This window comes from Vreelandella salicampi, from assembly GCF_013415105.1.
Lineage (GTDB): Bacteria > Pseudomonadota > Gammaproteobacteria > Pseudomonadales > Halomonadaceae > Vreelandella > Vreelandella salicampi.
The window spans coordinates 163,370-188,099 of record NZ_JACCDF010000007.1; the positions used below are offsets into that span (position 1 = coordinate 163,370).

Here is a 24,730-nt window from a genome sequence, read left to right on the forward strand (position 1 = left end):
CCCTATGCCTTTGCAACTGTGCGTTTACAACTGCCAGTACGGTTGGCTTGCTAGCTGTTCTCGCGTTTGGTACGTGAACGGGCAGATGCCGCCTTCGCTTTGCTACCGCTGCTGCTAGCATGGCTATCACTGTTGCTGGAACCACTGCTGCTGGAACTGCTTTTGCTGGCGCTGCTATTGGATGCTCCCCTGCCCGAGGTCGCATCACTCGTCGTTTGCGATGAGGTGCTGCTATCACTGTCCTCCGGGCTTCCGGTCGAATAACTGGCATTACCTGCTTGCTTTAGCATATCCATCATCATTTGCTGATAAGTGCCAAAGTTTGCCAACCCTTGAGACAACCCCTGCTGCATCATGGGCTGCTGCAAATACGGCTTCATCAGGCTCATAGGGTCATAGCCATCGACCCCAGATTCCATCTGACGCTGAATGTTATCCAAAAGGCTTTGCTGAAACGCTTCGACATCCGGTAAGCCCAGCGCGCGGCGAAACTCATCTGGCGTAAGGTCAAATTCTACGTTTATTTTCATTGCTCTCTCCTCATCGCGCTACCCTGAGTGTAGCAGTCATTTCGCACCTTCACCGTGAACGGTTAACACCATTTAACGCACGCTCTTCAGTGCTCTTTTTAGCATTATCTCCCGCATTTTTTTAACACCACCTTTAGTACTGCCTTTAGCCTTTAGTGCTCCCCCTTCAGCACTGACCCAGCCTCGGGGTGGAAACGCTAACATCCGCATTTTGGCCCCGATGGCGCAACCAATGATCTACCAATGTGATCGCCATCATCGCCTCAGCAATAGGGGTGGCGCGAATGCCCACACATGGGTCGTGACGCCCTTTGGTTACTATTTCAACCGGCTCGCCGTGCACATCAATGGAGCGCCCCGGCGTCGTGATACTGGAGGTGGGCTTGAGGGCTAAGCGAGCAATAATCGGCTGCCCGCTGGAAATACCGCCAAGTACGCCCCCCGCGTGGTTGGAGAGAAAGCCGTCTGGCGTCATTTCGTCGCGGTGTTCGCTGCCACGTTGGGCCACACTGGCAAACCCGGCGCCGATCTCAACGCCTTTGACGGCGTTAATGCTCATCAAGCCATGGGCAAGCTCCGCGTCCAAACGGTCAAACACCGGCTCCCCAAGCCCCACGGGCACGCCTTCCGCTACCACGGTGATTTCTGCGCCCACGGAGTCCTGATCGCGGCGCAGTTGGTCCATATACGCCTCAAGCTCGGGCACTTTATCCGGGTCAGGGCTAAAAAATGCGTTCTGATCAACGGAATCCCAGGTTTTGAAGTCAATTTTGATCGGCCCAAGCTGGCTCATATAACCGCGAATCACCACGCCTTGAGCAGCGAGAAACTGCTTGGCGATGGCCCCCGCCGCCACGCGCATGGCGGTTTCCCGGGCGCTGGAGCGACCGCCACCACGGTAATCGCGATGACCGTATTTGTGATGGTAGGTGTAATCGGCATGCGCTGGGCGAAACTGGTCTTTGATTTTGGAGTAGTCTTTGGAGCGCTGATCGGTATTCTCGATCAAAAGGCCGATTGAGCAGCCCGTCGTTTTGCCTTCAAACACGCCAGAAAGTATGCGCACTTGGTCAGACTCTTGGCGCTGCGTGGTGTGGCGTGAGCTGCCGGGACGGCGGCGGTCCAAGTCGCGCTGCAGGTCTTCTTCCGAGAGGGGCAACCCTGGCGGGCAGCCGTCGACAATGGCGCCCAAAGCAGCGCCGTGGCTCTCGCCAAAAGTGGTAACGGTAAATAGCTTGCCAAACGTATTGCCAGACATGGGCGTTATTTCCTCACGCAAAAGACGCCGCATGGGCGTCGAGTTCAGCGGCGGAAAGGGCAAACACGCCCTGGCCACCACGCTCGAATTCTAGCCAAATAAAAGGCACCTCGGGGAAAGCCGCTTCGACGTGGCTATCCGAGTTACCCACTTCCACCACCAGCCAGCCGTCATCGTTTAAATGTCCGCGCGCCTCACGCAGAATGCGCCGAACGATGTCCAGGCCATCGCTACCCGCGCCTAGCGCAAGCGACGGCTCGTGACGAAATTCCGCAGGCATGGTGGCTAAATCACGGGTATCGACATACGGCGGGTTGGAAACGATCAGATCGAAGCGCTGCCCCGCCAGGCCATCAAACACATCGGACTCAACCGCGCGCACGCGTTCGCCCACGTCATGGCGGGTAATGTTCTCTCGTGCTACGGAAAGTGCCTCCTGGCTGATATCGGCCAAGATGACGTCGCTGGTGGGCAGATAAAGCGCGGTGGCAATGCCGATACAGCCCGAGCCGGTGCAAAGATCCAACACCCGTGTGGGCGGCTCATCCGGGAACCACGCCGCAAAGCCGTCTTCGATGAGTTCGGCAATCGGCGAGCGTGGAATTAATACCCGCTCGTCGACGTTAAACGGGAAGCCGGCAAAAAAAGCCTCACCCAGCAAGTACGGCAGCGGGCGACGGGTTTCGATGCGCGCGCGGACAAGCGCCACTATACGGGCGCGCTCCATGGGCAAAAGACGTGCCTCCAATACCGCCGGATCGATATCCCACGGTAGATGCAGTGCACCCAAACAAAGCGCCACGGCTTCATCCCACGCCGAAGCGGTGCCATGAGCATAATGCAGGCCTGCAAGGTGGAACTCGCTAGCGACCCAACGCAGATAGTCGCGCAGGGTGTAAAGCTCCTGAGAGACGTCTGCGTCACTTAACGTGAGCGTTGACACCGCTTGGGAAGCGGCTTGAGACTGAGAAGAAAGCGTGGTGGCCACGGTGGCTCCTGGTTAGCAGGCGGTCATCAAATCCGTCGATACGGTATAGAAAGGATTGTACCTTTCACATTGTCCGGTTCACAGCGGCGGCAAGGCCGCTATACTGTGCGCTTTCGCGATCATTCCACTCACGTTTACCGTCTGCCCATTCGAGTTTGCCATGACACGCCGCCCCCATCAGCCCGACGATGACGATATCAGCGCCTTTCGCCAAGCATTGGAAGCGGCAGGCGTGCGCCGTATCGACAGGAACCAGGCTGATCCGGGCAAACCCAAGCGCAATACCGCCAATCAGGCAGTGCGCCGTCAAGCCGCCGTGGAAAGCCAAAGCCTACAAACCACCGGGCGCACCTCTGATGGGCGTGTTGAAGCGGTACGTCCGTCGGAGTATTTGGAATTTTCCGTGCCTGACCTGCCGTGGCGCACGCTCAGCCAACTCAAGCGCGGCCAAACCGCTTGGCAAGCGGGGCTGGATCTTCACGGCTACACCTTGGAAGAAGCCCGCGCCCAGCTAGAAAGTTTTTTGCGCGACGCGGCCGCCCAATACATGCGCTGCGTGCTGATCGTCCACGGCAAGGCATGGGGCACCACGGCAGACTACCCGGTGCTAAAAAGCCACACCAACGCGTGGCTTCGCGAATGGCCCGGCGTGCTAGCTTTTTGCTCCGCCATCGAGATCGACGGCGGCACGGGCGCGGTCTATGTTTTGCTGCGCAAGAGCGGGCGGTAGCGATGCATCCAGCGCCTTATTAGTTAAGTGGTGCCCTAAGCGAATCAGCTCGTTGGCGCGGTGGAATTCGTAAGCGCTGCACACGGTTTTAGGCACTTCGATCAGCACGTCCGGTGGGTAGCCAGCGATCTTATATTTGGCAAGCGCCGCTTGGGTAATATCGAACGACTCCAGCACCATATCCAGCTTGCTCCATTCGCGCTTACCGCGCTCCTCGGCGCTTTCGTTGTTGCCATTGTCGCCGGCAAAGTTGCCTAACCCTTCCCATAACCGGCGGGTGGCGTTTCGTACGTCGACAACCCACCCGCCGATACTTTCTTCTTGCTCGCGTTTGGCATCGCTGATGCTATCGGCGTTTTCCGCTGCCGGCAGCATATCCTCCAGCGACACCGGCTGCGGGCTGTGCGCGGTCACGTTGACCGCCACAACCAAATCCGCCTCGTGAGCGGCCACCGCAGGCAAAATCGGCAATGGATTAAGCAGGCCGCCGTCGACCAACACTTGATCGCCCTGGTGTACCGGGGTAATCACCCCCGGCACGGCGATGGACGCGCGGATGGCACGCAACAGCGAGCCCTTTTGGAACCAAACCTCACGCTGGCGCACCAAATCAGTCGCCACGGTGGTCACCGGAATCGACAGGTCTTCGATCTGCATGTCACCCACCAGGCTTTTGAGCTTCTCCATCACCTTGTTGGCGCGCATGGCGCCCATCGGGCTCCAGGTCACATCCACCAATTTGACCACGTCAAGATAATCCAGCTGACTTACCCAATCGCGGTACTCAGGCAGCTTTCCCGCCGCATAAACGCCGCCAACCACGGCGCCCATTGAGCAGCCGGAAACGGAGATAATCTCAAAACCGCGTGCCTCTAACGCGTCAATCACCCCGATATGGGCGTAACCCCGCGCACCACCGCTGCCTAGCACCAACGCGACTTTATTGCCCGAACGCGCCGACACTGATTGGGTCAGTTCATCCATGCCTCACCCCCTGATGTTCATGGCGTGCCGTTGTTTGCTGAATGGAAGTGTACTGAATGATGGTGTCCGCGACGGACGCCACCGCTGCCGGTTCCAGATGCAAATGATGCCCTCCAGCCAGTACCTGCCGAGTGAGCGTCGGCACTGCCTGGCGGGCTTTTTTTGCCCACGCACGCTCGCCTAAAATGCCGCCTTCGCCTTCGACCAACAGCACCGGGCAACGCATATCGCCCAGCATCGACAGCACCTGCTCTGGGGTAAAACGCACCAGCGACGGTTTGAGTAGCCGACCATCGGTGCGCAGTAACACATGGCCGTCGCCATCAGGGCGGCTGTTGCGTGCCACCAGCGGCCGCGCCGTATCCGCATCAATCGGCGTAACGCCCCCGGCCACGCGCGCGGCCACGGCACTTTCGATATCCACATAGCGCGGTGGGTTTGAGCGCGGGCGCCGGTGGGCCATCAACCCCTTGCGCAGTTGCGCGGCCGTCTCTTCCGGCGCCGTGGTGATCGCCCCAAGACCATCGATAAGCAAGAGCTGTGTTACCCGTTCAGGCACAGAAGCAGCGAGCAGGCAACTGACGGCTGCGCCCATGGAATGCGCCAGCAAGGTGGTTTGCGACAGCGCCAATTCATCCATGGCGTCGAGCACATCGTGGCAGTAATCCCAGAGGGCATAATCGTGCTGAGTGGCTGCTTCGCCTGGCGACTCACCGTGTCCACGGAAATCGATCGCCACAATGCGAATATCCAGTGCTTGCACCAAACGCGGCGCCAGCCGGGAAAAACTCGCGGCGTTATCCAGCCAACCGTGCAACGCAAGCCACACGGGCGCATCGCGTCGCCCCCAGCTCAACGCCGCCAAGCGCCCGTTAGCCAAACGTAGCGGCTCGGCGGGCAGCATAGTGTCTGCTGTTTGTGTTTTTGACGCTGTTGTCATCTCAATTCCTTCACCCGATAGGCGTAAGTCGCTACCATCACAACGCTTCATCCGTCATATCGCTAGCGATATTGGCTCCTACTCCCGCTGAGATTACAAGAGGCCGACATGAAACCCCACCGCGATACCCGCACCCGTAACTGGATCTTTTTTATCACTGTTGTGAGCGCCGTTGTGGTAGGCATGTGGCTTGCCCGCTAGCGAGACTGGCATCGACTATCCAGTAAAAGCCGGAGCCGATGTCTTAAGCGCGTGTCATGACCGGGCAGGGGTAGCCAGTGCCTGGCGCAAGCGCGGGCTCAGCCCCTCACCCACGGCAACCATCACCACCAGAATCGCCAGCAACCACGGCCAGTGGGCCGCGAAGGTTACCGAATAAATCCCGAGGGCATCGGTGAACACCACCAGGATGCCCAGCGGGCTTACATAACGCACCATGGTCAGCCACAGCGTGTAAGGTAGCGGCGACAGCCCCAGTTCCTCTCGAAAGGCGTCAGATTTGAGCACAAAACCGGCCAGCACCACTGTACCCAATCCGCCCAGCGGCATCATCCAGCGCGCGGTGAGGTAATCGAGCCAGTCGAACACGTTTTTCCCCGCTAGCGTCCAGTCAGCCCCCAGGTTGAACGACAGCATGGCCAATGTGCTAACCAGCCACAGCACGATACCGGTACCCCACGCTGCCGCCCGGCGGGAAAGCCCTTTGTTATCGCACAGCCAGGAAACCGTCGCCTCGACCATCGAGATCGACGAGGTCAGCGCCGCCATGGAGAGCATGGCAAAAAACAGAATACCAAACAGCGTGCCTAGCGGCATGGCGTCAAACGCCAGCGGCAGGCTCATAAAAATCAGCCCCGGCCCTTGGCTCGGGTCCATCCCGTTGGCAAAGATGACTGGAAAAATCGCCAACCCTGCCATCAACGCGACCACGGTGTCAGCCGCCGCCACCCCCAATGTGGTACGGGCAATGGAGGCTTTTTTGGGTAGGTAGCTGCCGTACGTCAGAATGGCCCCAGACGCCAGCGACAAGGTGAAAAACGCATGGCCTAACGCGGCCAGCATCCCCTCGCTTGAGAGACTCCCCGCGTTAAAGGAGAAAAGAAAAGTCACCGCCTCACCAAAGCCACCGGAAAACATGCCGTAAACGATCAGCACCAGCAGCATAACCACCAGCCCCGGCATCATCCAGCTGACGTTTTTTTCGATCCCTTCTTGCACGCCTCTGCCCACGATCGACATGGTAAGCAGCGTCACAAGCGTGCTCCAAAAACCCAGATTCAGCGGGTTTTCGTTATTGGCAACAAACACCGCCACCATGTCATCCACGTTCTCGCCGCTTAAGCCACCGCTAAGCATCTTCCACAGATAGGAGAATGACCAGCCCGCTACCACGACATAAAACGACAGAATCAAAAAGCCGCACAGCATGGCCATCCAGCCGATCAGCGACCACGCCGAGCTGCCGCCGGATTCATTAACCACACGACGAATCGCATCAATGGGGCTACCGCGCCCGCGGCGACCAAAGGCGATTTCCGTCATCATCACCGGTACACCCACGGCCAAGATACAGGCCAGATAGACCAGCACGAAGGCACCGCCGCCGAATTCGCCGGTGATGTACGGGAATTTCCAGATATTGCCCAGCCCCACGGCGGAGCCCGTGGCGGCCAGCAAAAAGCCCCAGCGGCCAAGCCACTGAGTTCTTGGTTGAGTGGCAGAGTTCATGGTTCGTTCTTCCTGTGGGAAAAACGCGTCATGCTAGTCGATTTTGGCGCAAATGCCTAAGCCCAGCGGGAAAAATTGTCGTTCAGCCGTAGGTTGTTGCTTTCGCTTCGGCGTCTAAACGCTGCGCGGTTTGATCCACTACGCGTAACCACGCTAATAGCGCCGCCCCTAGTGCGACAAAACCGCCCGCGAGCCACAACCCAATGCCATAGTGGCCGGTCATTTCGGCGAGCATTCCCGTCAGCGCCGGCGCAATAATCTGCGCTACCCCGTAGGCCAACGTCATCCGCCCCATCAACCGCGCCGGGCTTGCCGGGTAAAGCCGACCTGCCATGGTCAACACCAAGCTCACACAGCCCAGGAAGGTACCGCCGTAAAGCACCGCGCTAAAGAGCACCGCAGGCAGGCTAGAGGTCACCGCAGGCAGCACGATGCCCACTACCTGCAGCAGCATCGCGGCAATCAGCGCGCCCAAATAGCCAATACGCCGTGCGATTAAATCCCACCACATCACCGCTGGCGCCGCCGCTAACCCAACCAGCGCAAACGCCCAATTACCCGCCCCCGCCAAAAGCGGCTCGCGTTCGACAATTGTGACGATAAAGGTGGCGCTGATGACATAGCCGTAACCGGCGCAGAAGTACGCCGCCATCATCAGGCGCATAAAGGTACGACTCGGCGGCTTATTCTGCTCAGCAGAGGCAGACGCCCCGCCTGCCACCGGCTTAACTGGGCGCGGCAACCAACGCCATGCGGGGATCAACAGCAACACCGCCAACGCACTGAAGCCCCACCACTGAAGCTGCCAACTCATGGAAAGGCGCAGCATGACTTCCACCGCCACGGCCGCCAGCAGAATACCGACGCCGACACCGGCAAAATGGATGCCCAGCTCGCCGCGCTGGCGGTGCTGAATCAACCAGTGCAAAATCAGCCCCGACGCCAGCAGCATGGAAGCGCTACTGGCCAGCCCGGCAAAAAAGCGCAGCCCCGCCCATAGCCAGAAGTGCTCGGTCAGCGCCATGCCCGCCGTGGTGACCACGGCAAGCACAAGCCCGATGCGATAGAGCCAATCCTTTAGATAAATACTGCGAATTGACGCGGCCAGCACTGCGCCGAGCATATAGCCTGCGTAGTTAAGGGCCGCTAGCCATCCACCGTCCGCATCACCCAGCCCCGTTTGTTGCTGCATTACCGGCAACAGCGGCGTATAAGCAAAGCGCGCCACGCCGATACACAGCAGTTGGCTGAACACGCCAGCGAGCAAGACCTTAAAGCGCTTTGCGCGCAGCTCTGTTCCCGTCACCCTTGGCTCCTTATGCATCACCGTATTTCGTTATGTCGTTATGGTGTCTCGCTTTATCCTACGAGGTTTTGGCCCCTTGCGACTACACGACCTACGCACAAGCCTTCCGCTTCTGGCAAACTGTGTACAAGAACGTACAAGTTGTTAACCACTCGCTGTTAACATGGGTTTTTTATAGCGAGTGGTTAACACAGACTTTTATCACAGCACCATCAAGGAGCACCTTTAATGAGCGATAGCACCCCCTGGAGCCAGCCAATGCCCGACGCACAGTTCAAACTGATGCGCGATATTCTGGCCGCCCCCAGCCCCGTGGGCTTGGAAGCCGCGATGACCTATGGCGTGCTCAAGCCGCATTTCGACAGCTTTGCCCCCAAGAGCTGGCACCTGCACCAGTTCCGCGGCAACGCCGGTGTGGTGCTCGACACCCACCCCGGCCGCGACGATATGTTCAAGCTGATGATCATCGGCCACGCGGACAAGATCCGCATGCAAGTACGCTCGATTGGCGAAGACGGCAAAATCTGGATCAACACCGATTCTTTCTTGCCGACCGTGCTGATCGGCCACGAGGTTAAACTGTTCAGCGAAGACCCGGAGGCCCCAGGCAGCTACCGCAGCATTGAAGGCGGCACCGTTGAAGCGCTCGGCGCCATTCACTTCTCCGACCCGGCGATGCGCGATGGCAGCAAAGGCCTCAAGAAAGAGCAGATCTACCTGGATTTACAAATTCACGGTGAGAACAAAAAGCAGCAGGTGCTGAATCTAGGCGTGAAGCCCGGCGATTCGATTATCTTCGACCGCCCGATTCGCCACGGTTTTAGCCCCAACACCTTTTTTGGCGCCTACCTGGATAACGGCTTAGGCTGCTTTGTTACCAGCGAGATTGCCCGGCTCATTGCCGAAGCAGGCGGCACCGAGCAAGTACGCGTGATGTTTGCGATTGCCAGTTACGAGGAGATTGGCCGCTTTGGTAGCCGCGTTTTCGCCGGCGAACTCAAGCCGGACGCGCTGATTGGCGTCGATGTGAACCACGATTACGTAGCGGCCCCAGGCATCGGTGATAAGCGTATGCAGCCGCTGGAAATGGGCAAAGGCTTCACGATGGCCGTCGGTTCTATCGCCAGCGAACAGTTAAACCGGGTTATCGCCCAAGCCGCAAAAGAACACGACATCCCCATGCAGCGCGATATCGTCGGCGTGGATACCGGCACCGATGGCATGGCGGGCGTATTAGCCTCGGTGGATAGCGCCGCGACGTCTATCGGCTTCCCGATCCGCAACATGCACACCATCTCGGAAACCGGCAACACACAAGACGTTCTCGCCGCCATTCACGCGCTCACCCACACCATCCAATCGCTAGATAAACTGCCGGATATTAAGCGCGAGTTTCTCGATAACCACCCACGCCTCGATCAAGCCAGCCCGCTTAGCCACCAAGGCAGCGAGAAACCCGAAAGCGAAAAAGACGACGATAAAGACAGCTAGTCATTAGCGACTTGCTTATCTTCTATCTACAAAAACCCCCGCTACAAAAAAGCCCCGTTCAAAACGGGGCTTTTTGCGGTTATGACAACGTTAACCCGTACTAAGCGCGTTCGAGCCACGCAATCAGTGCTTCCGCCGTCGGCGCTGAAGACGGCGGATTCTGGCCGGTAATCAGCTGACCATCTTCACGCACGTAAGGGACAAAATCATCTGCCTTAGTGTATTTGCCGCCACACTTTTGCAGCGCATCTTCTACCAGATGCGGCACGACCTGTGTGAGACCTACCGCCTCTTCTTCGCCGTTGGTAAAGCCGGTCACGGCACGCCCTTTGACGAGTGGCTCACCCGCAGCGTCTTTGGCGTTAATCAGCACAATCGGCGCATGGCAAACGCTTGCTACGGGTTTGCCCTGGGCGATGAAGGTTTCAATGAGACGAATGGAATCCGAGTCATCGACCAAGTCCCATAACGGACCATGGCCGCCAGGATAAAAAACCCCGTCAAAATCATCGGCCTTCATATCGCCCAACCGGTGGGTCGCCGCCAGCGCCGCTTGCGCCTCTGAGTCTTTCTTGAAACGACGCGTATCGTCGGTTTGGCTCTCTTCTGCATCGCTGGTTGGGTCTAGCGGTGGCTGCCCACCTTGAGGCGAAGCCAGGGTAAGTTCCGCCCCGGCGTCTTTAAACACATAGTAAGGCGCCGCGAGCTCTTCCAACCAGAAGCCCGTTTTATTGCCGGTGTCACCGAGTTGATCGTGCGAGGTCAGTACCACGAGAATACGTTTGCTCATTGAGAACTCCTGTTCGGTATAGGCATGTCAGGTTGTTTCGCATTGTGCCCTATACACGTAGATGGAGACGTGAAAGGAAAATACAACCATGACCCTCACCGGGTACTTCCGTTTTGGCGAGACGGCGTTCACGTGGCATGCTAAGAGACGATGAATATAAAAGGACATGAGCCGTGAAACTGAGAGTTTTATCCGACCTGCATCTCGAGCATTTTGATCAAGGGCGCGAACTGCCGGATGTGCCAGCCGATGCCGTGATTTTGGCCGGCGACATCCACGAAGGGACACAAGGTCTCACCTGGGCGGCTGAACACTTCCCCGACCTGCCGATTATCTATGTGCCCGGTAATCACGAATATTACGACCACTGCATGCCCGTGCTACTCAAGCAATTACGCGCAGAGGCTCAGCGTCTTGGTATTCACCTGCTGGATAACGACAGCGTAGTCATAGGCGGCGTTAAGTTTATTGGCAGTACGCTCTGGACGGATTTCGCGCTCTACGCCAACGAACCGATTGATACTACCGAGCAAACCTACAAGAAAGCGCTCTCGCACATGCCGGATTTTCGCATCGTCGAACAACCCGAAGGCGTCATTTTCTCCCCGGAAGAGAGCCAGCGGCTGCACAGCGATGCGGCTACGTGGTTAGCGCAAGAACTCGCCGCCCCCTTTAGCGGACCCAAGGTCGTCATCACCCACCACGCACCGCTTGCCGCCTGCATTCCCCCGCGCTATCAAGGCGATACGCTCTCCCCGGCGTTCGCTTCCCACCTCCCACACCTCATGGGAAGCGCCGACCTCTGGATTCACGGCCACGTGCATGAAACGGTTGACCTTGAGGAAAAAGGAACGCGAGTGATTGCCAACCCTGGCGGATACCCAGACGAATTCGACACACCCTGCTTCGAGCCGAGTCTGGTCATAGATGTGCCAACAAATGGCGGTAAGGTTTAACGGATGTAACAGGCGTCCCTGGCAGGATCAAAAAAAAGTAATCTCATGATTTTAAAATATTTTACGTAGAAACTAAAAACACAACATACCACTTCGTATACCACCGACTTCATCTGCAACCCGCTAACGGCACCCGTCGGATATCATCAAGCACTGGCGGTTGTGTCTGTGGCAAATACGGGCTGCTTACGGCCAGGATCGCTATTTTAGGTAGTGCTGATATAACGCCTGGGCTCACGGGCGCGCAGCGAAGCGGAGCGTCCCGTGGAGCCCATTGTTATGTGAGATTCTTTACCGCAAAGGGCTCTAGGACTCCAAAACATTTTCCCAAACCACCAGGTAATATCGAAAGAAACGAGCTCTTCAGGCCTTCTTTGATTCCGTCCATAATTCTTGAATTACTGACGCCGTCTACGTCTTTTCCGGACTTCAACTCACGGACAATTATTTGGACTATTTCTTCGGGAAGGTAGTCCTTGCTGTTTTTCGCTATTTTTGAAAGCTTTATATCTAATGCTTTATCTGCATCGATGTAGAAAACTCCCTTCCTTATTCTGTAGGGAACCACCAACAAATCGGTCCCCCCCGAATAATTCCACCTACCATTTGAGAAGTTTTCAAACTCGGTTTGTACCCTAGCGAAGTCAGAAGGTGAAAAGTACCAACGCTTCCCATCGCCGAATAAATCAGAAGCAACTTCTTTTCTGTAATCCATTGCCTCCTTATCCAGGAAGCCGACGAAATAAAAGTGAACCTTCTCCCCTGTTAGCTCGTGCAGATAATTTAGGCTTGGCGTTATTATTTCTTTACATATCGCATCCTCCGGTCGCGTAAAAACCACGACCCCAAGGCGCCAAATATTTGGCCAATCCGCGTGAATAGCATCGTAGTCCGCAATACGTAGCTTATAGCCATCGAATGTCATCATGTCCATTGCCTCATTGCATTCACATAACGCGAAGGTAACCGACGCCGGAGCGCCAGCGGAGGGAACCAGAAGCGGCACGCTTTTGGCGTCCGGTTGACCGCCTTGTTACGTTTTGAGCTTGGCACGGAGTTCGTCAGCTGTGTAGGTGAGAGACTCTTGCCCGTAGCGGGGCGAAGCCAAGACATCGACGATTTGCAGGCTCGACGAACCCAACCAGTCAGCGCCCAGGAAGTTGCTCATCGGTACGAACACCGGGGACAACCCTCTTTGGTTCAAGTTCTCGGCGAACACTTCTGCTTTTTCTGCTGACGACCAAACAGGAAGAGCCCTGCCACCCTCTGCTGGTAACGCATAAAGTGATTGGCCTGCCATTAGCACCCAAACACCGTCCTGCCCCTGAACAGAGGTGATAAATTCACGATCACCGATGATTTCTACACTCATTCAAATACTCAATGTATTGTCAGCGACGAAACGTAACAGCTTTATTCATGCGCATGCGCGTTTTTCTGGGAAGCCCCACCTTGCCGAAAGGCTCCTAATCTACTGATAGAAAAGGGATAAAGACTATTTTCTCCTCGTAAGGCTCGTTAGAAAAATGCGCATGCGCGGTAACATTATCACCAGTCTCATAAAATTGCGCATAAGCATAAAACACCTGATCATAAGCAATTGTTTTATATGTACTTGCAAGATTATCCTCCGGCAATACAAGCATTCACGTTACAGAACTGACTAGAAAAAACGCATTGTGAGCCAGGGGCTCCTATTCTGCGGATGACCGCTTTAGCTCGATAGCTGACCTAAAAATCGAGTGCAATGATTGCAAGCTGATTAGCACTCATCGGCCACATATCCCGCTTCATGATATTTAAGCAGTATTCATCATTTCCCTACGACCTTACAACCCGGTCACCTGCGACGTTAGACCACTTTGTGCCGTCTCTCGCTGAAACGCCTCGGTGCTGTCAGGAATACCTTTCTCAATTTTAGCCGCCGCTAGGCGGTATGATCTGCCTTTCACGTAGCTAGCCATCACCGTAACCTCCATTGTTCCGTTCCCTGCCTTCACTCATTCAGCAGCATCTCCGACATGCCATCCAGCCGGTGCTTTACGGCTTCCCAATGCGGCATGGCATGGCGTAATAGGTCATAGAAGCGCGGGCTGTGGTTGTGCTCTTCCAGATGACAGAGTTCATGCAGAATGACGTAGTCGATGCACTCGGTGGGCGCTTTGATCAAGTGCGGGTTGAGCAGAATATCGCCCTTGGGCGAGCAGCTTCCCCACTGGGTTTTCATCTCCAGTAGCCGCCAGTTTGGGCGGGTTTTCAGCCATGGCAGTGTTTGTTCTACATGAATCAAACGGCGCTGAAAGACCTCCTTGGCTCGGGTGCGGTACCAGGCGCGCAGGTCGGCTTTTACCCGCTCGCGGTCGAGGTCCTTCCCCGTGACCTGAACCTGTCCTCTTATCATTTTCACGTGGCGCTCACTGTCGCTGTGAAGGCGTTTGAGCACATAGCGGCGCCCAAGGTAGAACAGCGTCTCGCCGCTAACATAGTCACGCGGCAAAACGTGTCGCTGTCTTTCTTCGATGCCTTGTAAGTGACCCGCCACCCAGCGAGCGCGTCTCAGCAGCGCCTGCTTGGCGTCTTTCAGCGACGTGCCTTCCGGGGTCTGCACTTCCACTTCCCCGTTGGGGTGAACGTGGATAACCGCTTTACGCTTGGCACGGGCGGGCTTGGCGCCTTGTGTCCAGGTGAATGCCAGCGTGCGCTCGCCATAGCGCACGGCGTACTGCGCGGCAGGCCTTTCCGGCTGGATATCGCTCATGGGCGCTTCCGTCCTACCCGCACAATATGAATGACTTCATCGATGATGGCATTGGCCTGCTCCATACCGAAGCGCTTATAGAGCGTTGGCAGCAGCGCCTGACGAATCCCGGCTTCAACGCCTTGGGGGTTCAGTGTGTTCTCGGCCACCTGCTGATCCACCAGCGCATCGATGGCCAGGGCGTCGTTGATCAGCGCTTGATGCGCGTCTTCCGGCATCGCCTCCACGGTGGCGTCGCCCAGCTGCAGGCGGAACACGCCGTAGTAGGCCCGCGCGTGGGGGTTATCCTTCAACTTAGCCGGGATGCCGGGCACGCTGCGCTCGCGTACCTGCTCTTCGACTTCCTTGAGCAGGGCGTACTGCTTGCCGGGGTAATCAAAGGCGGCGTCTGCGGCGGCGATGGCGTCTTTGAGCAGTTCGGAGAACACCTTCTGCGCGTAGGGGTCATCCCCGAGCTCTTCTTCAATGGTTTTCTTGGTGCGGGTGCGAATGCGGTCGGCTTCGTTGCGGGTTTTCTCGTCACTCCATTCGTCTTCCGGGGCCTGGCCCAGCCGATCAACGACGTACATGCCGCCGCTTTCACGGATGTGAGTCGCCGTGACATCGTCATCTACCAGCTTGCGGATCTGTTTTTCATAGGCGGAGTAGTCAATGGTTTCCTGGGCATCCTGCTTGGCGATCTGGCGTAGCTTCACGAACCAGCGCAGGTCGCGTTTATAGGTCTCGATGGTCGCCTCAGAGAACGAGGCATCTTCAAAGAAGCTTCGCGATGACAAAGCCAGCTTGAGGCACATGCCGAAGTCCGTCAGCGCGGCATAGAAATCCTCGCGCAGAGACTGGTTGGCATCATAATCGTGGCCGTCATCATCTTGCTGGTAGCGCGGCATCAGCACGCGGCGGAAGGCTTCCTGGTCGGCGGTATTCTTAACGTCACGGAAAAATCCCCATAGCCGCTCATGCAGCGCCGGGAGGCGTTTATATTCCGTGTCGATGTTGTGGTAGAGGCCGTCGATGTCCTCAATGTCGTAACCCGCCTGGGTTTCGTCTTCCAGGTCTTGGTAGTCCTGAATGGCGGTATCCAGCGCCTTGAGGATGCCGCGATAATCCACCAGCAGGCCAAACGGTTTTTGTTCGTGCAGACGGTTGACCCGCGCAATAGCCTGAATCAGGTTATGGCCCTTGAGCGGTTTATCGATATAGAGCACCGCATTGCGCGGCTCATCGAACCCTGTGAGCAGCTTATCGACAACAATCAAAAGGTCTGGGGCGCCGTCGGTGCCGAAGTCTTCGATTGCCTGCCGTTCGTACGCCTGGGGGTCGCCGGTGACGTTGGCTTTCCACCATTGCTGCACTTCCGGCGAGGTGGCTTCGTCGATGTTCTCGTGCCCTTCCCGCGTATCCGGTGAGGAGATCACCACGCGAGAGGTCACCTTGCCGATTTCATCCAGCTCACGCTTATAGCGAATGGCGGAGAGCTTGCTGTCGCAGGCCAGCTGCGCCTTGAGGCCACTGTCGTCTTTCTTGATGTGCTGCTCGACGTGTAGCGAGATATCCCAGGCGATCAGCTTGATACGCCGGGCCGCGCCGTAAACGGCCCCACGCTTGGCATATTGCTTTTTGAGGTCGGCTTTTTGCTCATCGCTCAGGCCCTGGGTGATCTTTTCAAACCAGGCATCGATAGAGGTCTCGTTGACATCAAGCTCGGGGCGGCGCTCCTCATAGAGCAACGGCGTGACGGTGCCATCCTCAACCGCCATGCGCATGGTATAAGCATGCACAATCGGCCCGAAACGCTCCTCGGTGGTCGCCTTGTCGTCCTTGATCAGCGGCGTGCCGGTGAAGGCGATAAACGCCGCCTTGGGGAGAGCGTTGCGCATGCGGATATGGTTCTCGCCGCCATGGCCACGGTGGCCTTCGTCTACCAAGACCAGAAAATTCTCGCTGGGGTTGTAGCACTCGGGGTGCTTCACCGCGGAGCGGAACTTGTCGATCAGAGTGAACAGCACCCGCTGATTGCCCTGGCCGATTTCATGGGCCAGCTCGCGGCCGCTACTGGCGCGTGCGCGGTTGGCGATCTGGCCGCCACCAATGCTCTGTAGGCCCAGCGCGCCGCCTTCGGCAAACGTATTGGAAAGCTGCTTTTCCAGGTCCACCCGGTCGGTGACTACCAGTACGCGGCATGCTTTGAGCGCCGGATGCAGGATCAATGCCTGGCTCAGGAACACCATGGTGAACGACTTCCCCGAGCCGGTGGTATGCCACACCACCCCGCCCTGGCGGCTGCCGTCCCGCTCAAATTGGGTAATCTGCTCAATCAACGCCTCGATGGCGAAAAACTGCGGGTACCGCGCCACGATTTTGGTGCCTTTGCTGAACAGCACGTAGAAACGGATCAGTTTCAGTAGCCGGTCGGGGCGCAACAGGCTGATCAGCATGCGGTCCTGCTCGGTGGGCAGCACCGGCTGTGACCACAGCGCCTCAAAGTGCTCGCGAACGCTAGCGTCTTTGTCGGCGAACAGGGCGATTTTGTCGTCATCGGCAAGCGGCTGATTCTTGATGGCGTCGAAGGTCGCTTCAGGCAGCTGCTCTTCTACCCAGCGCATCCAAAACTTGGCCGGCGTGCCAGTGGTGGCGTAACGCCCTTCGGTCAGGCTGATCGCCATTACCAGCTGGCTGTAAGCAAACAGCAGCGGGATCTCATCGACCTTCTGGTTGCGCAGCGTTTGGCTGACGCCCTCGTCGATCATCGACTTGTTGGGGTTGCCCGACGCCGCTTGCTTGGCCTCGATGACCACCACCGGAATACCGTTGAGAAAGCCCACAACATCAGGGCGACGGGTATGGGTGCCATGCGCCGATAGCACCTCGAACTCTTCCGCGACGTGAAAATGGTTATTCTCGACGTGATCCCAGTCCAACAGCGGCACCGTCACGGCATACTTCTGGCCGTTAGGCATGAACTCAGTCACCGTCACCCCCAGCGTCAGCCGCTCGTGCAGGCGCTGATTGGCCGCCATCAACCCTTCCCCCAAGCCGAGCGAAGTCACCGCCTGCATCACCTGCTGAACCCCGTCTGCCGAGAGCGGATACCGCTCGCCCCGGTACGAAAAACGGTAATCACGCAGAAAGCCTTCCAGCAAGGGCTTGAGCACCACCTCGCGGTTGGAGCGCCGCCGCGTGGCCACCGCCGTCGGCGAGAGATAGGTCCACCCCGCGTTGATCAACGTCGCCAACGCCGGAATGTGCGAGGCATAAAGTTCGGTGGTGTTGGGCAAGTAGTGAGGCGACATGGCAATCCCTATGGCCGGTGGTGGTAACTAGCAAGATCGCTATCCAGCGACCAGATAAACACTTCTGACATGGCAAAGCGCCGTTGGCACTTTTCGTATTCAGCGATGATGCTCAGATCACCGAAACTGGTGCCCTCGCCGATTCGGGTCGGCGACTTGTTCTGTCCCGCCAACACCGGAAAACGCTCCAGCCACTGGGTCACCTCCTGGATGCTAGGGAATTCACTCGGTCGCCAAGGCGGATTGTTCTCGGTGAATGAGGCGCGAACCATGTCGCAGAAACGTACAGCCGTCTCCCGTCGGAGGGCACCATTACCGTTCTGAGCGATATGGTTACCCGTTTCAAGAATGGTCGCCATGGGCAAAATGAACGTAGCCCCCAGCTCAGTGTAATGGCAGTAGTCGGCGGTCACTTCCTGCACTTGCTGATTGCGACCGGGGACATTGAGGAGATTAAGCAGCACACCAGTATCGATCAGGCAAACGCAGCTCATGGCTCGCCTCCCTGCATGCGCGCCAGCCAGTCCAGCGCTTTGGCCTTCTTCTGTTCAGGCGACACGGGCGATTTCACAAACCGGTCCACAACGCCGCGTGTCACTAGCTCCCCCAGCGGCCCCTGAGCCACCAGGCCCGGGTAGTCATCCAGATCGGCCAAGCGCACCAGGCGACTATCCCCCTCTTCCGGGTCGCGGTAGCAGAACACCACATCGCCCAACGAGGCGTCAGGCAAGGCATCCATCAATGCCGGATTATGGGTCGAAAGCAGCAAACGCAAGCGGCGCTGTTCGGCCAGCTGGCGTAGGGTCTCCATCAACTGGTAAGCCCGAGAGGGATGAATGCCGTTATCGACCTCCTCTATCACGACAACAGCCCCCTCTGGTGCCGACAACATGGCCGCCGCAATGGCCAGCACCCGCAGGGTGCCATCAGACAACACCTCGACTGACCATTCCCGCTCTTGATGACCAAAGCTTTCCACCAGAGACAACGCAACACGTCCTTTGCGATCTTCGAAAAAGCGCACATCGGTCACGTTTTGTTCTGGCAGGCTTTTGATGAAATCCAGGATACGTGGCCGATTCGATTCAGACTGCCACAACTGGTAAAGCACCCCTGAGAGATTGGCCCCATCCCCGCGCAGCGTGCGTTCAGGATGGCTGTCATCGCGCATCAGTGAAGGCACGGGATCGAGAAATAGCGTGGTGACCAGCTGATCCTGAAATGCCTGGGTTGTGGGGGGGATAACGTGGCGCGCCTTGTCATGCCCCTCCTGAAACATCGCCGAGCTGGCCAACTGGCACATCACAGCGATCTGATCAGTGCACGTCACCTGCGGCTTACGACCGCCACGCGCGAAATTGTTGTAGGCCACGCGGATATCGGTTCCCAGCCCCTGCGATACCTGCTCAATCTGATACAGCGGAAACGTTTCATGGGGTGCAGAGATGGCTTCCTGAGTGATGTGTAGCTCGCTGTCGCGCTGGGTAATTTCAATATCCAGCTGTTGCCAAGTGTCACTGTCGCGTAGGCATCCTAATCGGAAAGCCTCAGCGCCGAGGTAGCCCAGATCGCGTACCTGCCCTCGCAGAATCTCTTCAGAGTCATCGACACGGTGCTTGAGCACCGAGAGCTTTTGGCCCTGGCCTAGCCAGCATAGGAATCGGAAGGCTTCAATGGCATTACTTTTACCCGAGGCGTTGGCACCGATCAGCAGGGTGAGCGGTGCCAGCGGCAGCGACTGGCGTCGATAGCTTTTGAAGTGATCAATCAATATTCGTGTCAACATACGGCTTCCTCGGTGGAGGAGACAGCGTCACCCTTAACCCGTTGTTTGCCGGTCAGGAGCTGCTGCATCAGGGCCTTCTTTTCCTGTCTGAGAAGATTAAGGCGTCGGGATATCGCTTGAATCTCTTTGTCTGAACAAGATAAAACATCAATGATCAACTGCTGTTCTTCCAGAGACGGTAGTTTGATACGCATGCCTGTAAACACCGGCATGCGTAAAGAATCTACGGTTGCTTTCACTGAGTTCTTTATGACTTCGGCTTTAAAGAATCGCTTGAGGTAGTAGTAGATGAAGAGACCCAGCGCTCCTTTAAAATCACTAAGCTTGTAAACACGTTGGTGGAAACCGAACCTCCCATTAATGTAGTGAAAAATCTCCCCAACTCGACCATCTCCAGGGATTAGAATTGCTTCTCCATCGAAGGAATAACTATCAATCCTCTCAATATTGCTAGACCGAACGAAAAACGGGTATTCGCCGTCTTCTACCTTGTTCTGTAGATCTTTATTGCCAGTAACGACGGAGCAGTGTTGTGTAAGTGTTGAGTTCTCCCACTCCCCCTCAAACCCCGGCAGACGCTTCTTCCCAGTCAGCAACTGCTGCATCAAGGCTTTCTTGCGCTGCTGGCTGTTCTCAAGCAGGTGCTCGGTGGCGGTGATGGTCTGATCCCAGGTGGAGAGGATCTTAGCGATTTTCTTTTGTTCGGAAAGAGGGGGGACTAAAAACAAAAAATCCCGCATATCTCCCAAAGAAAGATTCGGCCGGGCTGATTCAGTTTGAGTACCTAGTAGCTTATCGATAGTCGTAGGGAGCTGAAGATACTGAATAATATACTCAGAACGTACTTGAGGATTTGTTCTAAACAAGCAGACGGCCTGATTGATGTTGGCATGTTCTACATCGAGATCGAACATACAACTCCTGCCAATAGAGGCACCAACAATGTTGATCAGTAAGTCCCCTTTTCGCAGCTGACTTCCTTTCAGCTTCTTATTAAATGCGATGGGAAGGTATTTCGGCTTACTGATGTCGAGATACCCCTCTCTCACATTTTCACTCGTAACGAAAAGAGTTCCGTGATCCTGATAGTCAAAGCCTTGCCACTTAGGCGATTGGCCTTTTGTGATTTTTTCCGCGATATCTTCGCCAGAAGCGCGCTTCCACCCCTCAGGCACCATAACCCAACTCCTTCAGATCGCCGTCCATTTGCTCGTTCTGCTTTGCAATCCCGAACCCTGTTGCCGGGCGCGACGTTGCATGCCAACGTGAAACCGCGTCAGTCATTTGTTTCTCCCAGCGTTTTGGCCTGTTCAATCTGCTGCTGTACCAGGCTCCGCTCGCGTTCCAGCTCTCGGCGCAGCTCTTCTTCTGTCGGCAAGTAAGGGTGGTACTTGGCGGCAAACATCTGCTCGCTGTCGGTGAGTACCGAGTATTTCACCACCGCTTCACTCTTCTGGCTGCACAGGATCAGGCCAATGGTGGGGTTGTCGTCGTCGCCCTTATAGTGCTGATCGTAGATGCGGATATAGCTGTCCATCTGCCCCACATCCTGATGGGTGAGCTTGCCCAGCTTGAGGTCCACCAGCAGAAAGCATTTGAGTTTGAAGTTGTAGAACACCAGGTCGATATAGAAATCCTGGTCGTCGGTGCTGATGCGCTGTTGCCGAGCGACAAAGGCAAAGCCCTTGCCCAGTTCCAGCAGAAAGGCCTGCAGGTTATCGATTAGCCCCCGCTCCAGGTCGGCTTCCAGATAGCGCGCGGCGGGCAGGTCGAGAAAGTCCAGAATATAGGGGTCACGCAGGTAGTGCCGGGCGTTGTGTTCGGCTAACGGGCGCGTCTGGTGCTCGGCCTCCTGCTGCACAGCGGCTCGATCCTGGCTGCTCAGCAACCGCTCGTAATAGAGCGTGCTGATCTGCCGCTCCAGTGCCCGGCTGCTCCAGTGCTGGCTCGCCGCTTCGGCCATGTACCATTCTCGTGCCTGAGGGTTTTCAATCCGAAGCAAGATGCGGTAGTGGGTCCAGCTCAATTCGGGACGCAGTGCGTCTCGTTTTGGGAACACCTCATAGAACCGCCGCATATTGCGCAGATTAGTGACATCAAAGCCCTTGCCGAACTCGCGGGTCAGCTCGCCGGAGAGCCGTTGCAGCTGCTGCTTGCCGTAGGTCGCGCGGGATTCGCCTTGTTGTTCCTCTTCCACAATCAGACGACCGATATGCCAGTAGGTCTGCACCATGGTGCTGTTGACTGTCTGTACGACTTGCTGGCGAGCAGTGGCAATCAGCTCCCGAATCTCCGACACCAGCCGGGGGCTGGGGTCTCGGGCCTGCGGCGTCTTGTCGGTATCAGACACCATAACCCAACTCCTTCAGGTAGCCGTCCATCTGCTGGTTCAGCTTGGCCATCTCGGCTTCGATCTCTTTGCGCTCCGCTTGCACGGCCATCAGGTCGATCTCTTCTTCTTCCTCGAAGGTATCCACGTAGCGCGGGATGTTGAGGTTGTAGTCGTTCTCCTGAATCTCCTCCAACGTTGCCAGGTAGCTGTACTTGTCGACCGTCTCGCGGTCGCTGTAAGTACGCACGACCTTGGCGACATTCGCATCGCTGAGCTGGTTTTGGTTTTTGCCCGCCACGAACTCTCGGCTGGCATCGATGAACAGTACCTTGTCGTCACGCCGGTCCTTGCGGAACACCAGGATCGCCGCCGGGATGCCGGTGCCGTAGAAGAGTTTCTCCGGCAAGCCGATTACGGCATCCAGCAGGCCTTCATCAATCAACTCTTTGCGGATTTTGCCTTCGCTGGAACCGCGAAACAGTACTCCGTGGGGCACCACCACGCCCATGCGGCCCCCTTGCTTGCCAGCACCAGAGGGCTTAAGGGTTTCGATCATATGCAGGATAAAGGCGTAATCGCCCTTGGTCTTGGGCGGTACGCCACGGCGAAAACGGCTGTAGGGGTCGCTGCTCGCCGCTTCATGGCCCCACTTCTCCAGCGAAAACGGCGGATTGGCCACCACTACATCAAAGTGCTTGAGCTTGCCCTCGCCATCAAGGAGCTTGGGGTTGCGCAGCGTGTCGCCCCACTCGATCTTGTGGTTGTCGATGCCATGCAGAAACATGTTCATCTTGGCCAGCGCCCAGGTGCTGCCGATGGCCTCCTGACCGTACAACGCAAAACGCTTGGAACCCTCGAAAGCGTGACGAATCTGGTTCGCGCACTTTAACAGCAGCGATGCCGAGCCACAGGCTGGGTCGCAGATTTCGTCATTCTCTTGAGGTGCCACCAGCTCGGCGATCAGTTCGGAGACTTCCGGCGGAGTGTAGAACTCGCCGGCTTTCTTGCCTGATGACGCCGCAAACTGCTTAATCAGGTATTCGTAGGCGTTGCCGATAATATCCAGCTTGCCCACGCGACTCGGCCGCAAATTGAGGTCGTCCGCAGCGAAGTCTTCCAACAGCGCTTTCAGAATTTCGTTTTTCTGCTTCTCGTCGCCTAGCTTGGTCGAATTGAAGCTGATGTCTTGGAACACGTCGGCCAGTTTGCCGGTGTTGGCCTCTTCGATTGCATGCAGTGCCTTGTCGGTACGCTCGCCGTTGCCGGGTTCATGGCGTGCCTCATACAGCGCGTAGAAGTTAGCCGCCGGGGGGAGCACGAAGCGTTCGTTCTGCATCAGTGCTTCGATTAGCTCTGGCGCATCGCCATGCTCACGGGCGTATTCGTCGTAGTGATCCTGCCAGACGTCTGACAGGTACTTCACGAACAGCATGGTGAGCACGTAATCCTTATAGATGCTCGGGTCCACCGTACCGCGGAAGGTGTCGCAGGCATTCCAGACGGCCTTATTGATGCGCTCTTGCTTGATGCTCTCACTCGGTGCCGAGCGGTTGTCGGTCGTGTCTTGCGACATGGATATCTCCTTGAAGTAAAACGGCCTGCGACGGCACTGCCCAGCGCTCGGATGTCTTGATCACGGTTGACGATCAACGCCTGTAGTGCGTCGGCCTCTTACCGCGCAGCTTATTGGTCGTACGTCCAGCAGGTATCCCTACGCCGGGGGGAATCCACACTACCGTTTAAAAAGTGATTATTAACATTTGAGAATGTTATTTATTGGCGCATGAAACCTTAGCCTTTGGTCGTATTATCGTCTTGATTCTTCATCATCATACAAGGAATGGGGTATGCAGTATGGGCATACCCGCGTTTAATAAATGCCACTATCTCCTCGCTTCAGTTAGCCAATTCCTTTGACGATAATAGAACGGTAAAGCTATGCCTTATGTCCATGACACGCTTGAGCGTCTACGCAAAAGCAGCCCAGCGCAAACAGAATTCTATCAAGCCGCTGAAGAAGTGATGGAGTGCTTACGTCCACTATTCGAGCACAGCCCCTACTATCACGACCACAACATCATTGAGCGCATTGTTGAACCTGAGCGACAAATCATGTTTCGCGTCTGTTGGACCGATGATGATGGCAAGGTGCGCGTCAACAAAGGGTATCGGGTACAGTTTAATTCGGCGCTCGGCCCATACAAAGGCGGACTGCGCTTTCACCCGAGCGTTACCTCCGGCACGATTAAATTTTTGGGCTTTGAACAAATTTTTAAGAATGCTTTGACTGGCCTTCCTATTGGCGGCGGCAAAGGCGGCTCCGACTTCGATCCCAAAGGAAAATCAGACAACGAGATCATGCGCTTCTGTCAGGCGTATATGTCAGAGCTTTATCGGCACATCGGCCCGACAAGCGACGTGCCCGCAGGAGATATTGGCGTTGGCGCACGAGAAATTGGTTACCTATATGGTCAGTACAAGCGACTAACAGGACGCTACGAAGGCGTGCTAACCGGCAAAGGCTTGGATTGGGGCGGCTCTGTTGGTCGCAAGGAAGCTACTGGCTATGGCGCAGTTTACTTTGCCCAAAACATGCTAGAGGCACGCAATGAGAGCATTGAAGGCAAAACCTGCTTGGTTTCCGGTGCAGGCAATGTTGCTCTTTACACTATCGAAAAACTCTTTGAACTTGGCGCCAAGCCCATCACCTGCTCAGATTCACGCGGCACCCTCGTAGATAACAGGCTCTTCGTCGTTTCATGTGGATTTGGCCTGATCAAGCATGCGCCCGACTGGGCTACCGATCAGGTAGATCATGGCGATGAAGTTGGCCTCGTTCCGGTAGCCGCGTGCACGTGATCTG

General features: G+C 56.5%; 21 protein-coding genes and 1 pseudogene. 4 read left to right on the plus strand and 18 right to left on the minus strand.

Annotated elements, in window-relative coordinates:
* Positions 1 to 50: 50 nt before the first annotated feature.
* The 3 genes from HZS81_RS09745 to prmB form a co-directional block, all read right to left on the minus strand.
* The gene (locus HZS81_RS09745; protein WP_179930355.1) at positions 51 to 530 is read right to left on the minus strand and encodes a hypothetical protein; all 480 of its coding nucleotides are present in this window, start codon (positions 528 to 530) and stop codon (positions 51 to 53) included.
* 166 nt (positions 531 to 696) lie between these two features.
* Positions 697 to 1,788, minus strand: a complete 1,092-nt coding sequence (gene aroC, locus HZS81_RS09750) for a chorismate synthase (protein WP_179930356.1) — start codon at positions 1,786 to 1,788, stop codon at positions 697 to 699.
* Between the two features lie 13 nt (positions 1,789 to 1,801).
* Positions 1,802 to 2,776: a 50S ribosomal protein L3 N(5)-glutamine methyltransferase gene (gene prmB, locus HZS81_RS09755; protein WP_179930357.1), complete on the minus strand. Its 975-nt coding sequence runs from the start codon at positions 2,774 to 2,776 to the stop codon at positions 1,802 to 1,804.
* A 160-nt stretch (positions 2,777 to 2,936) separates the two neighbouring features.
* Here prmB and HZS81_RS09760 point away from each other — a divergent pair, with 160 nt between their 5' ends.
* Positions 2,937 to 3,506 (plus strand): Smr/MutS family protein, encoded by a 570-nt coding sequence (locus tag HZS81_RS09760; protein ID WP_179930358.1) that lies wholly within the window; start codon positions 2,937 to 2,939, stop codon positions 3,504 to 3,506.
* Here the strand turns inward: HZS81_RS09760 and HZS81_RS09765 are convergent.
* The 4 genes from HZS81_RS09765 to HZS81_RS09780 all read right to left on the minus strand — a co-directional run bounded on the left by HZS81_RS09765 (position 3,429) and on the right by HZS81_RS09780 (position 8,464).
* A complete protein-coding gene (locus HZS81_RS09765) occupies positions 3,429 to 4,490 on the minus strand; it encodes a patatin-like phospholipase family protein (protein WP_179930359.1) in 1,062 nt (353 codons plus the stop codon). The two genes, HZS81_RS09760 and HZS81_RS09765, sit on opposite strands and share 78 nt — an antisense overlap.
* A complete protein-coding gene (locus HZS81_RS09770) occupies positions 4,483 to 5,430 on the minus strand; it encodes an alpha/beta fold hydrolase (protein ID WP_241697445.1) in 948 nt (315 codons plus the stop codon). The genes HZS81_RS09765 and HZS81_RS09770 overlap by 8 nt, the downstream gene beginning before the upstream one ends.
* 255 nt (positions 5,431 to 5,685) lie before the next feature.
* Entirely contained in the window at positions 5,686 to 7,158 is a 1,473-nt protein-coding gene (locus tag HZS81_RS09775) for a sodium-dependent transporter (RefSeq protein ID WP_179930360.1), read from the minus strand.
* A gap of 82 nt (positions 7,159 to 7,240) precedes the next feature.
* A complete protein-coding gene (locus HZS81_RS09780; protein ID WP_338401843.1) occupies positions 7,241 to 8,464 on the minus strand; it encodes a YbfB/YjiJ family MFS transporter in 1,224 nt (407 codons plus the stop codon).
* Positions 8,465 to 8,692: 228 nt separating this feature from the next.
* On the opposite strand from HZS81_RS09780, the gene HZS81_RS09785 reads away from it, so the two are divergent.
* The gene (locus HZS81_RS09785) at positions 8,693 to 9,955 is read left to right on the plus strand and encodes a M20/M25/M40 family metallo-hydrolase (protein WP_179930362.1); all 1,263 of its coding nucleotides are present in this window, start codon (positions 8,693 to 8,695) and stop codon (positions 9,953 to 9,955) included.
* A 100-nt stretch (positions 9,956 to 10,055) separates the two neighbouring features.
* Here the strand turns inward: HZS81_RS09785 and HZS81_RS09790 are convergent, their stop codons facing one another.
* Positions 10,056 to 10,745, minus strand: a complete 690-nt coding sequence (locus tag HZS81_RS09790; RefSeq protein WP_179930363.1) for a type 1 glutamine amidotransferase domain-containing protein — start codon at positions 10,743 to 10,745, stop codon at positions 10,056 to 10,058.
* 173 nt (positions 10,746 to 10,918) lie between these two features.
* Between HZS81_RS09790 and HZS81_RS09795 the strand changes: the two genes are divergently transcribed.
* Positions 10,919 to 11,701: a metallophosphoesterase gene (locus HZS81_RS09795; RefSeq protein WP_179930364.1), complete on the plus strand. Its 783-nt coding sequence runs from the start codon at positions 10,919 to 10,921 to the stop codon at positions 11,699 to 11,701.
* 277 nt (positions 11,702 to 11,978) lie between these two features.
* Here the strand turns inward: HZS81_RS09795 and HZS81_RS09800 are convergent, their stop codons facing one another.
* The 10 genes from HZS81_RS09800 to HZS81_RS09840 all read right to left on the minus strand — a co-directional run bounded on the left by HZS81_RS09800 (position 11,979) and on the right by HZS81_RS09840 (position 23,440).
* Positions 11,979 to 12,629, minus strand: a complete 651-nt coding sequence (locus HZS81_RS09800; RefSeq protein WP_179930365.1) for a hypothetical protein — start codon at positions 12,627 to 12,629, stop codon at positions 11,979 to 11,981.
* 105 nt (positions 12,630 to 12,734) lie between these two features.
* Positions 12,735 to 13,073: a DUF2750 domain-containing protein gene (locus HZS81_RS09805; RefSeq protein WP_179930366.1), complete on the minus strand. Its 339-nt coding sequence runs from the start codon at positions 13,071 to 13,073 to the stop codon at positions 12,735 to 12,737.
* Positions 13,074 to 13,530: 457 nt separating this feature from the next.
* Positions 13,531 to 13,665 carry a hypothetical protein gene (locus HZS81_RS18165; RefSeq protein WP_277814987.1) on the minus strand — a complete coding sequence of 45 codons (135 nt, stop codon included), beginning with the start codon at positions 13,663 to 13,665 and terminating at the stop codon, positions 13,531 to 13,533.
* Positions 13,666 to 13,697: 32 nt separating this feature from the next.
* Positions 13,698 to 14,459 carry a M48 family metallopeptidase gene (locus HZS81_RS09810; RefSeq protein WP_179930367.1) on the minus strand — a complete coding sequence of 254 codons (762 nt, stop codon included), beginning with the start codon at positions 14,457 to 14,459 and terminating at the stop codon, positions 13,698 to 13,700.
* A complete protein-coding gene (locus HZS81_RS09815) occupies positions 14,456 to 17,749 on the minus strand; it encodes a type I restriction endonuclease subunit R (protein WP_179930368.1) in 3,294 nt (1,097 codons plus the stop codon). Before HZS81_RS09815 ends, HZS81_RS09810 begins: the two co-directional genes overlap by 4 nt.
* 8 nt (positions 17,750 to 17,757) lie before the next feature.
* Entirely contained in the window at positions 17,758 to 18,243 is a 486-nt protein-coding gene (locus tag HZS81_RS09820; RefSeq protein ID WP_179930369.1) for a hypothetical protein, read from the minus strand.
* Positions 18,240 to 19,535, minus strand: coding sequence for an AAA family ATPase (locus HZS81_RS09825; protein WP_179930370.1), 1,296 nt, complete (start codon positions 19,533 to 19,535; stop codon positions 18,240 to 18,242). The genes HZS81_RS09820 and HZS81_RS09825 overlap by 4 nt, the downstream gene beginning before the upstream one ends.
* A complete protein-coding gene (locus HZS81_RS09830) occupies positions 19,529 to 20,713 on the minus strand; it encodes a restriction endonuclease subunit S (RefSeq protein WP_179930371.1) in 1,185 nt (394 codons plus the stop codon). Before HZS81_RS09830 ends, HZS81_RS09825 begins: the two co-directional genes overlap by 7 nt.
* Before the next feature lie 98 nt (positions 20,714 to 20,811).
* Complete coding sequence (locus tag HZS81_RS09835; protein WP_179930372.1) at positions 20,812 to 21,888, minus strand: PDDEXK nuclease domain-containing protein; 1,077 nt, start codon at positions 21,886 to 21,888, stop codon at positions 20,812 to 20,814.
* Positions 21,878 to 23,440, minus strand: a complete 1,563-nt coding sequence (locus HZS81_RS09840) for a type I restriction-modification system subunit M (RefSeq protein WP_179930373.1) — start codon at positions 23,438 to 23,440, stop codon at positions 21,878 to 21,880. The genes HZS81_RS09835 and HZS81_RS09840 overlap by 11 nt, the downstream gene beginning before the upstream one ends.
* 365 nt (positions 23,441 to 23,805) lie before the next feature.
* Between HZS81_RS09840 and HZS81_RS09845 the strand changes: the two are divergent.
* Positions 23,806 to 24,606, plus strand: a pseudogene (locus HZS81_RS09845) (Glu/Leu/Phe/Val dehydrogenase dimerization domain-containing protein); the annotation flags it as partial.
* Between the last annotated feature and the right edge of the window lie 124 nt (positions 24,607 to 24,730).

Bases quoted from the DNA above. Each gene is read 5' to 3' on its own strand.
- HZS81_RS09760 (WP_179930358.1), top strand. From the start codon at position 2,937: ATGACACGCCGCCCCCATCAGCCCGACGATGACGATATCAGCGCCTTT.
- HZS81_RS09775 (WP_179930360.1), bottom strand. From the start codon at position 7,158: ATGAACTCTGCCACTCAACCAAGAACTCAGTGGCTTGGCCGCTGGGGC.
- HZS81_RS09805 (WP_179930366.1), bottom strand. From the start codon at position 13,073: ATGAGTGTAGAAATCATCGGTGATCGTGAATTTATCACCTCTGTTCAG.
- HZS81_RS18165 (WP_277814987.1), bottom strand. From the start codon at position 13,665: ATGGCTAGCTACGTGAAAGGCAGATCATACCGCCTAGCGGCGGCTAAA.
- HZS81_RS09815 (WP_179930368.1), bottom strand. From the start codon at position 17,749: ATGTCGCCTCACTACTTGCCCAACACCACCGAACTTTATGCCTCGCAC.
- HZS81_RS09745 (WP_179930355.1), bottom strand. From the start codon at position 530: ATGAAAATAAACGTAGAATTTGACCTTACGCCAGATGAGTTTCGCCGC.
- HZS81_RS09765 (WP_179930359.1), bottom strand. From the start codon at position 4,490: ATGGATGAACTGACCCAATCAGTGTCGGCGCGTTCGGGCAATAAAGTC.
- HZS81_RS09835 (WP_179930372.1), bottom strand. From the start codon at position 21,888: ATGGTGTCTGATACCGACAAGACGCCGCAGGCCCGAGACCCCAGCCCC.
- HZS81_RS09800 (WP_179930365.1), bottom strand. From the start codon at position 12,629: ATGATGACATTCGATGGCTATAAGCTACGTATTGCGGACTACGATGCT.
- HZS81_RS09770 (WP_241697445.1), bottom strand. From the start codon at position 5,430: ATGACAACAGCGTCAAAAACACAAACAGCAGACACTATGCTGCCCGCC.
- HZS81_RS09830 (WP_179930371.1), bottom strand. From the start codon at position 20,713: ATGGTGCCTGAGGGGTGGAAGCGCGCTTCTGGCGAAGATATCGCGGAA.
- HZS81_RS09790 (WP_179930363.1), bottom strand. From the start codon at position 10,745: ATGAGCAAACGTATTCTCGTGGTACTGACCTCGCACGATCAACTCGGT.
- HZS81_RS09825 (WP_179930370.1), bottom strand. From the start codon at position 19,535: ATGTTGACACGAATATTGATTGATCACTTCAAAAGCTATCGACGCCAG.
- aroC (WP_179930356.1), bottom strand. From the start codon at position 1,788: ATGTCTGGCAATACGTTTGGCAAGCTATTTACCGTTACCACTTTTGGC.
- HZS81_RS09820 (WP_179930369.1), bottom strand. From the start codon at position 18,243: ATGAGCTGCGTTTGCCTGATCGATACTGGTGTGCTGCTTAATCTCCTC.
- HZS81_RS09785 (WP_179930362.1), top strand. From the start codon at position 8,693: ATGAGCGATAGCACCCCCTGGAGCCAGCCAATGCCCGACGCACAGTTC.
- HZS81_RS09840 (WP_179930373.1), bottom strand. From the start codon at position 23,440: ATGTCGCAAGACACGACCGACAACCGCTCGGCACCGAGTGAGAGCATC.
- HZS81_RS09810 (WP_179930367.1), bottom strand. From the start codon at position 14,459: ATGAGCGATATCCAGCCGGAAAGGCCTGCCGCGCAGTACGCCGTGCGC.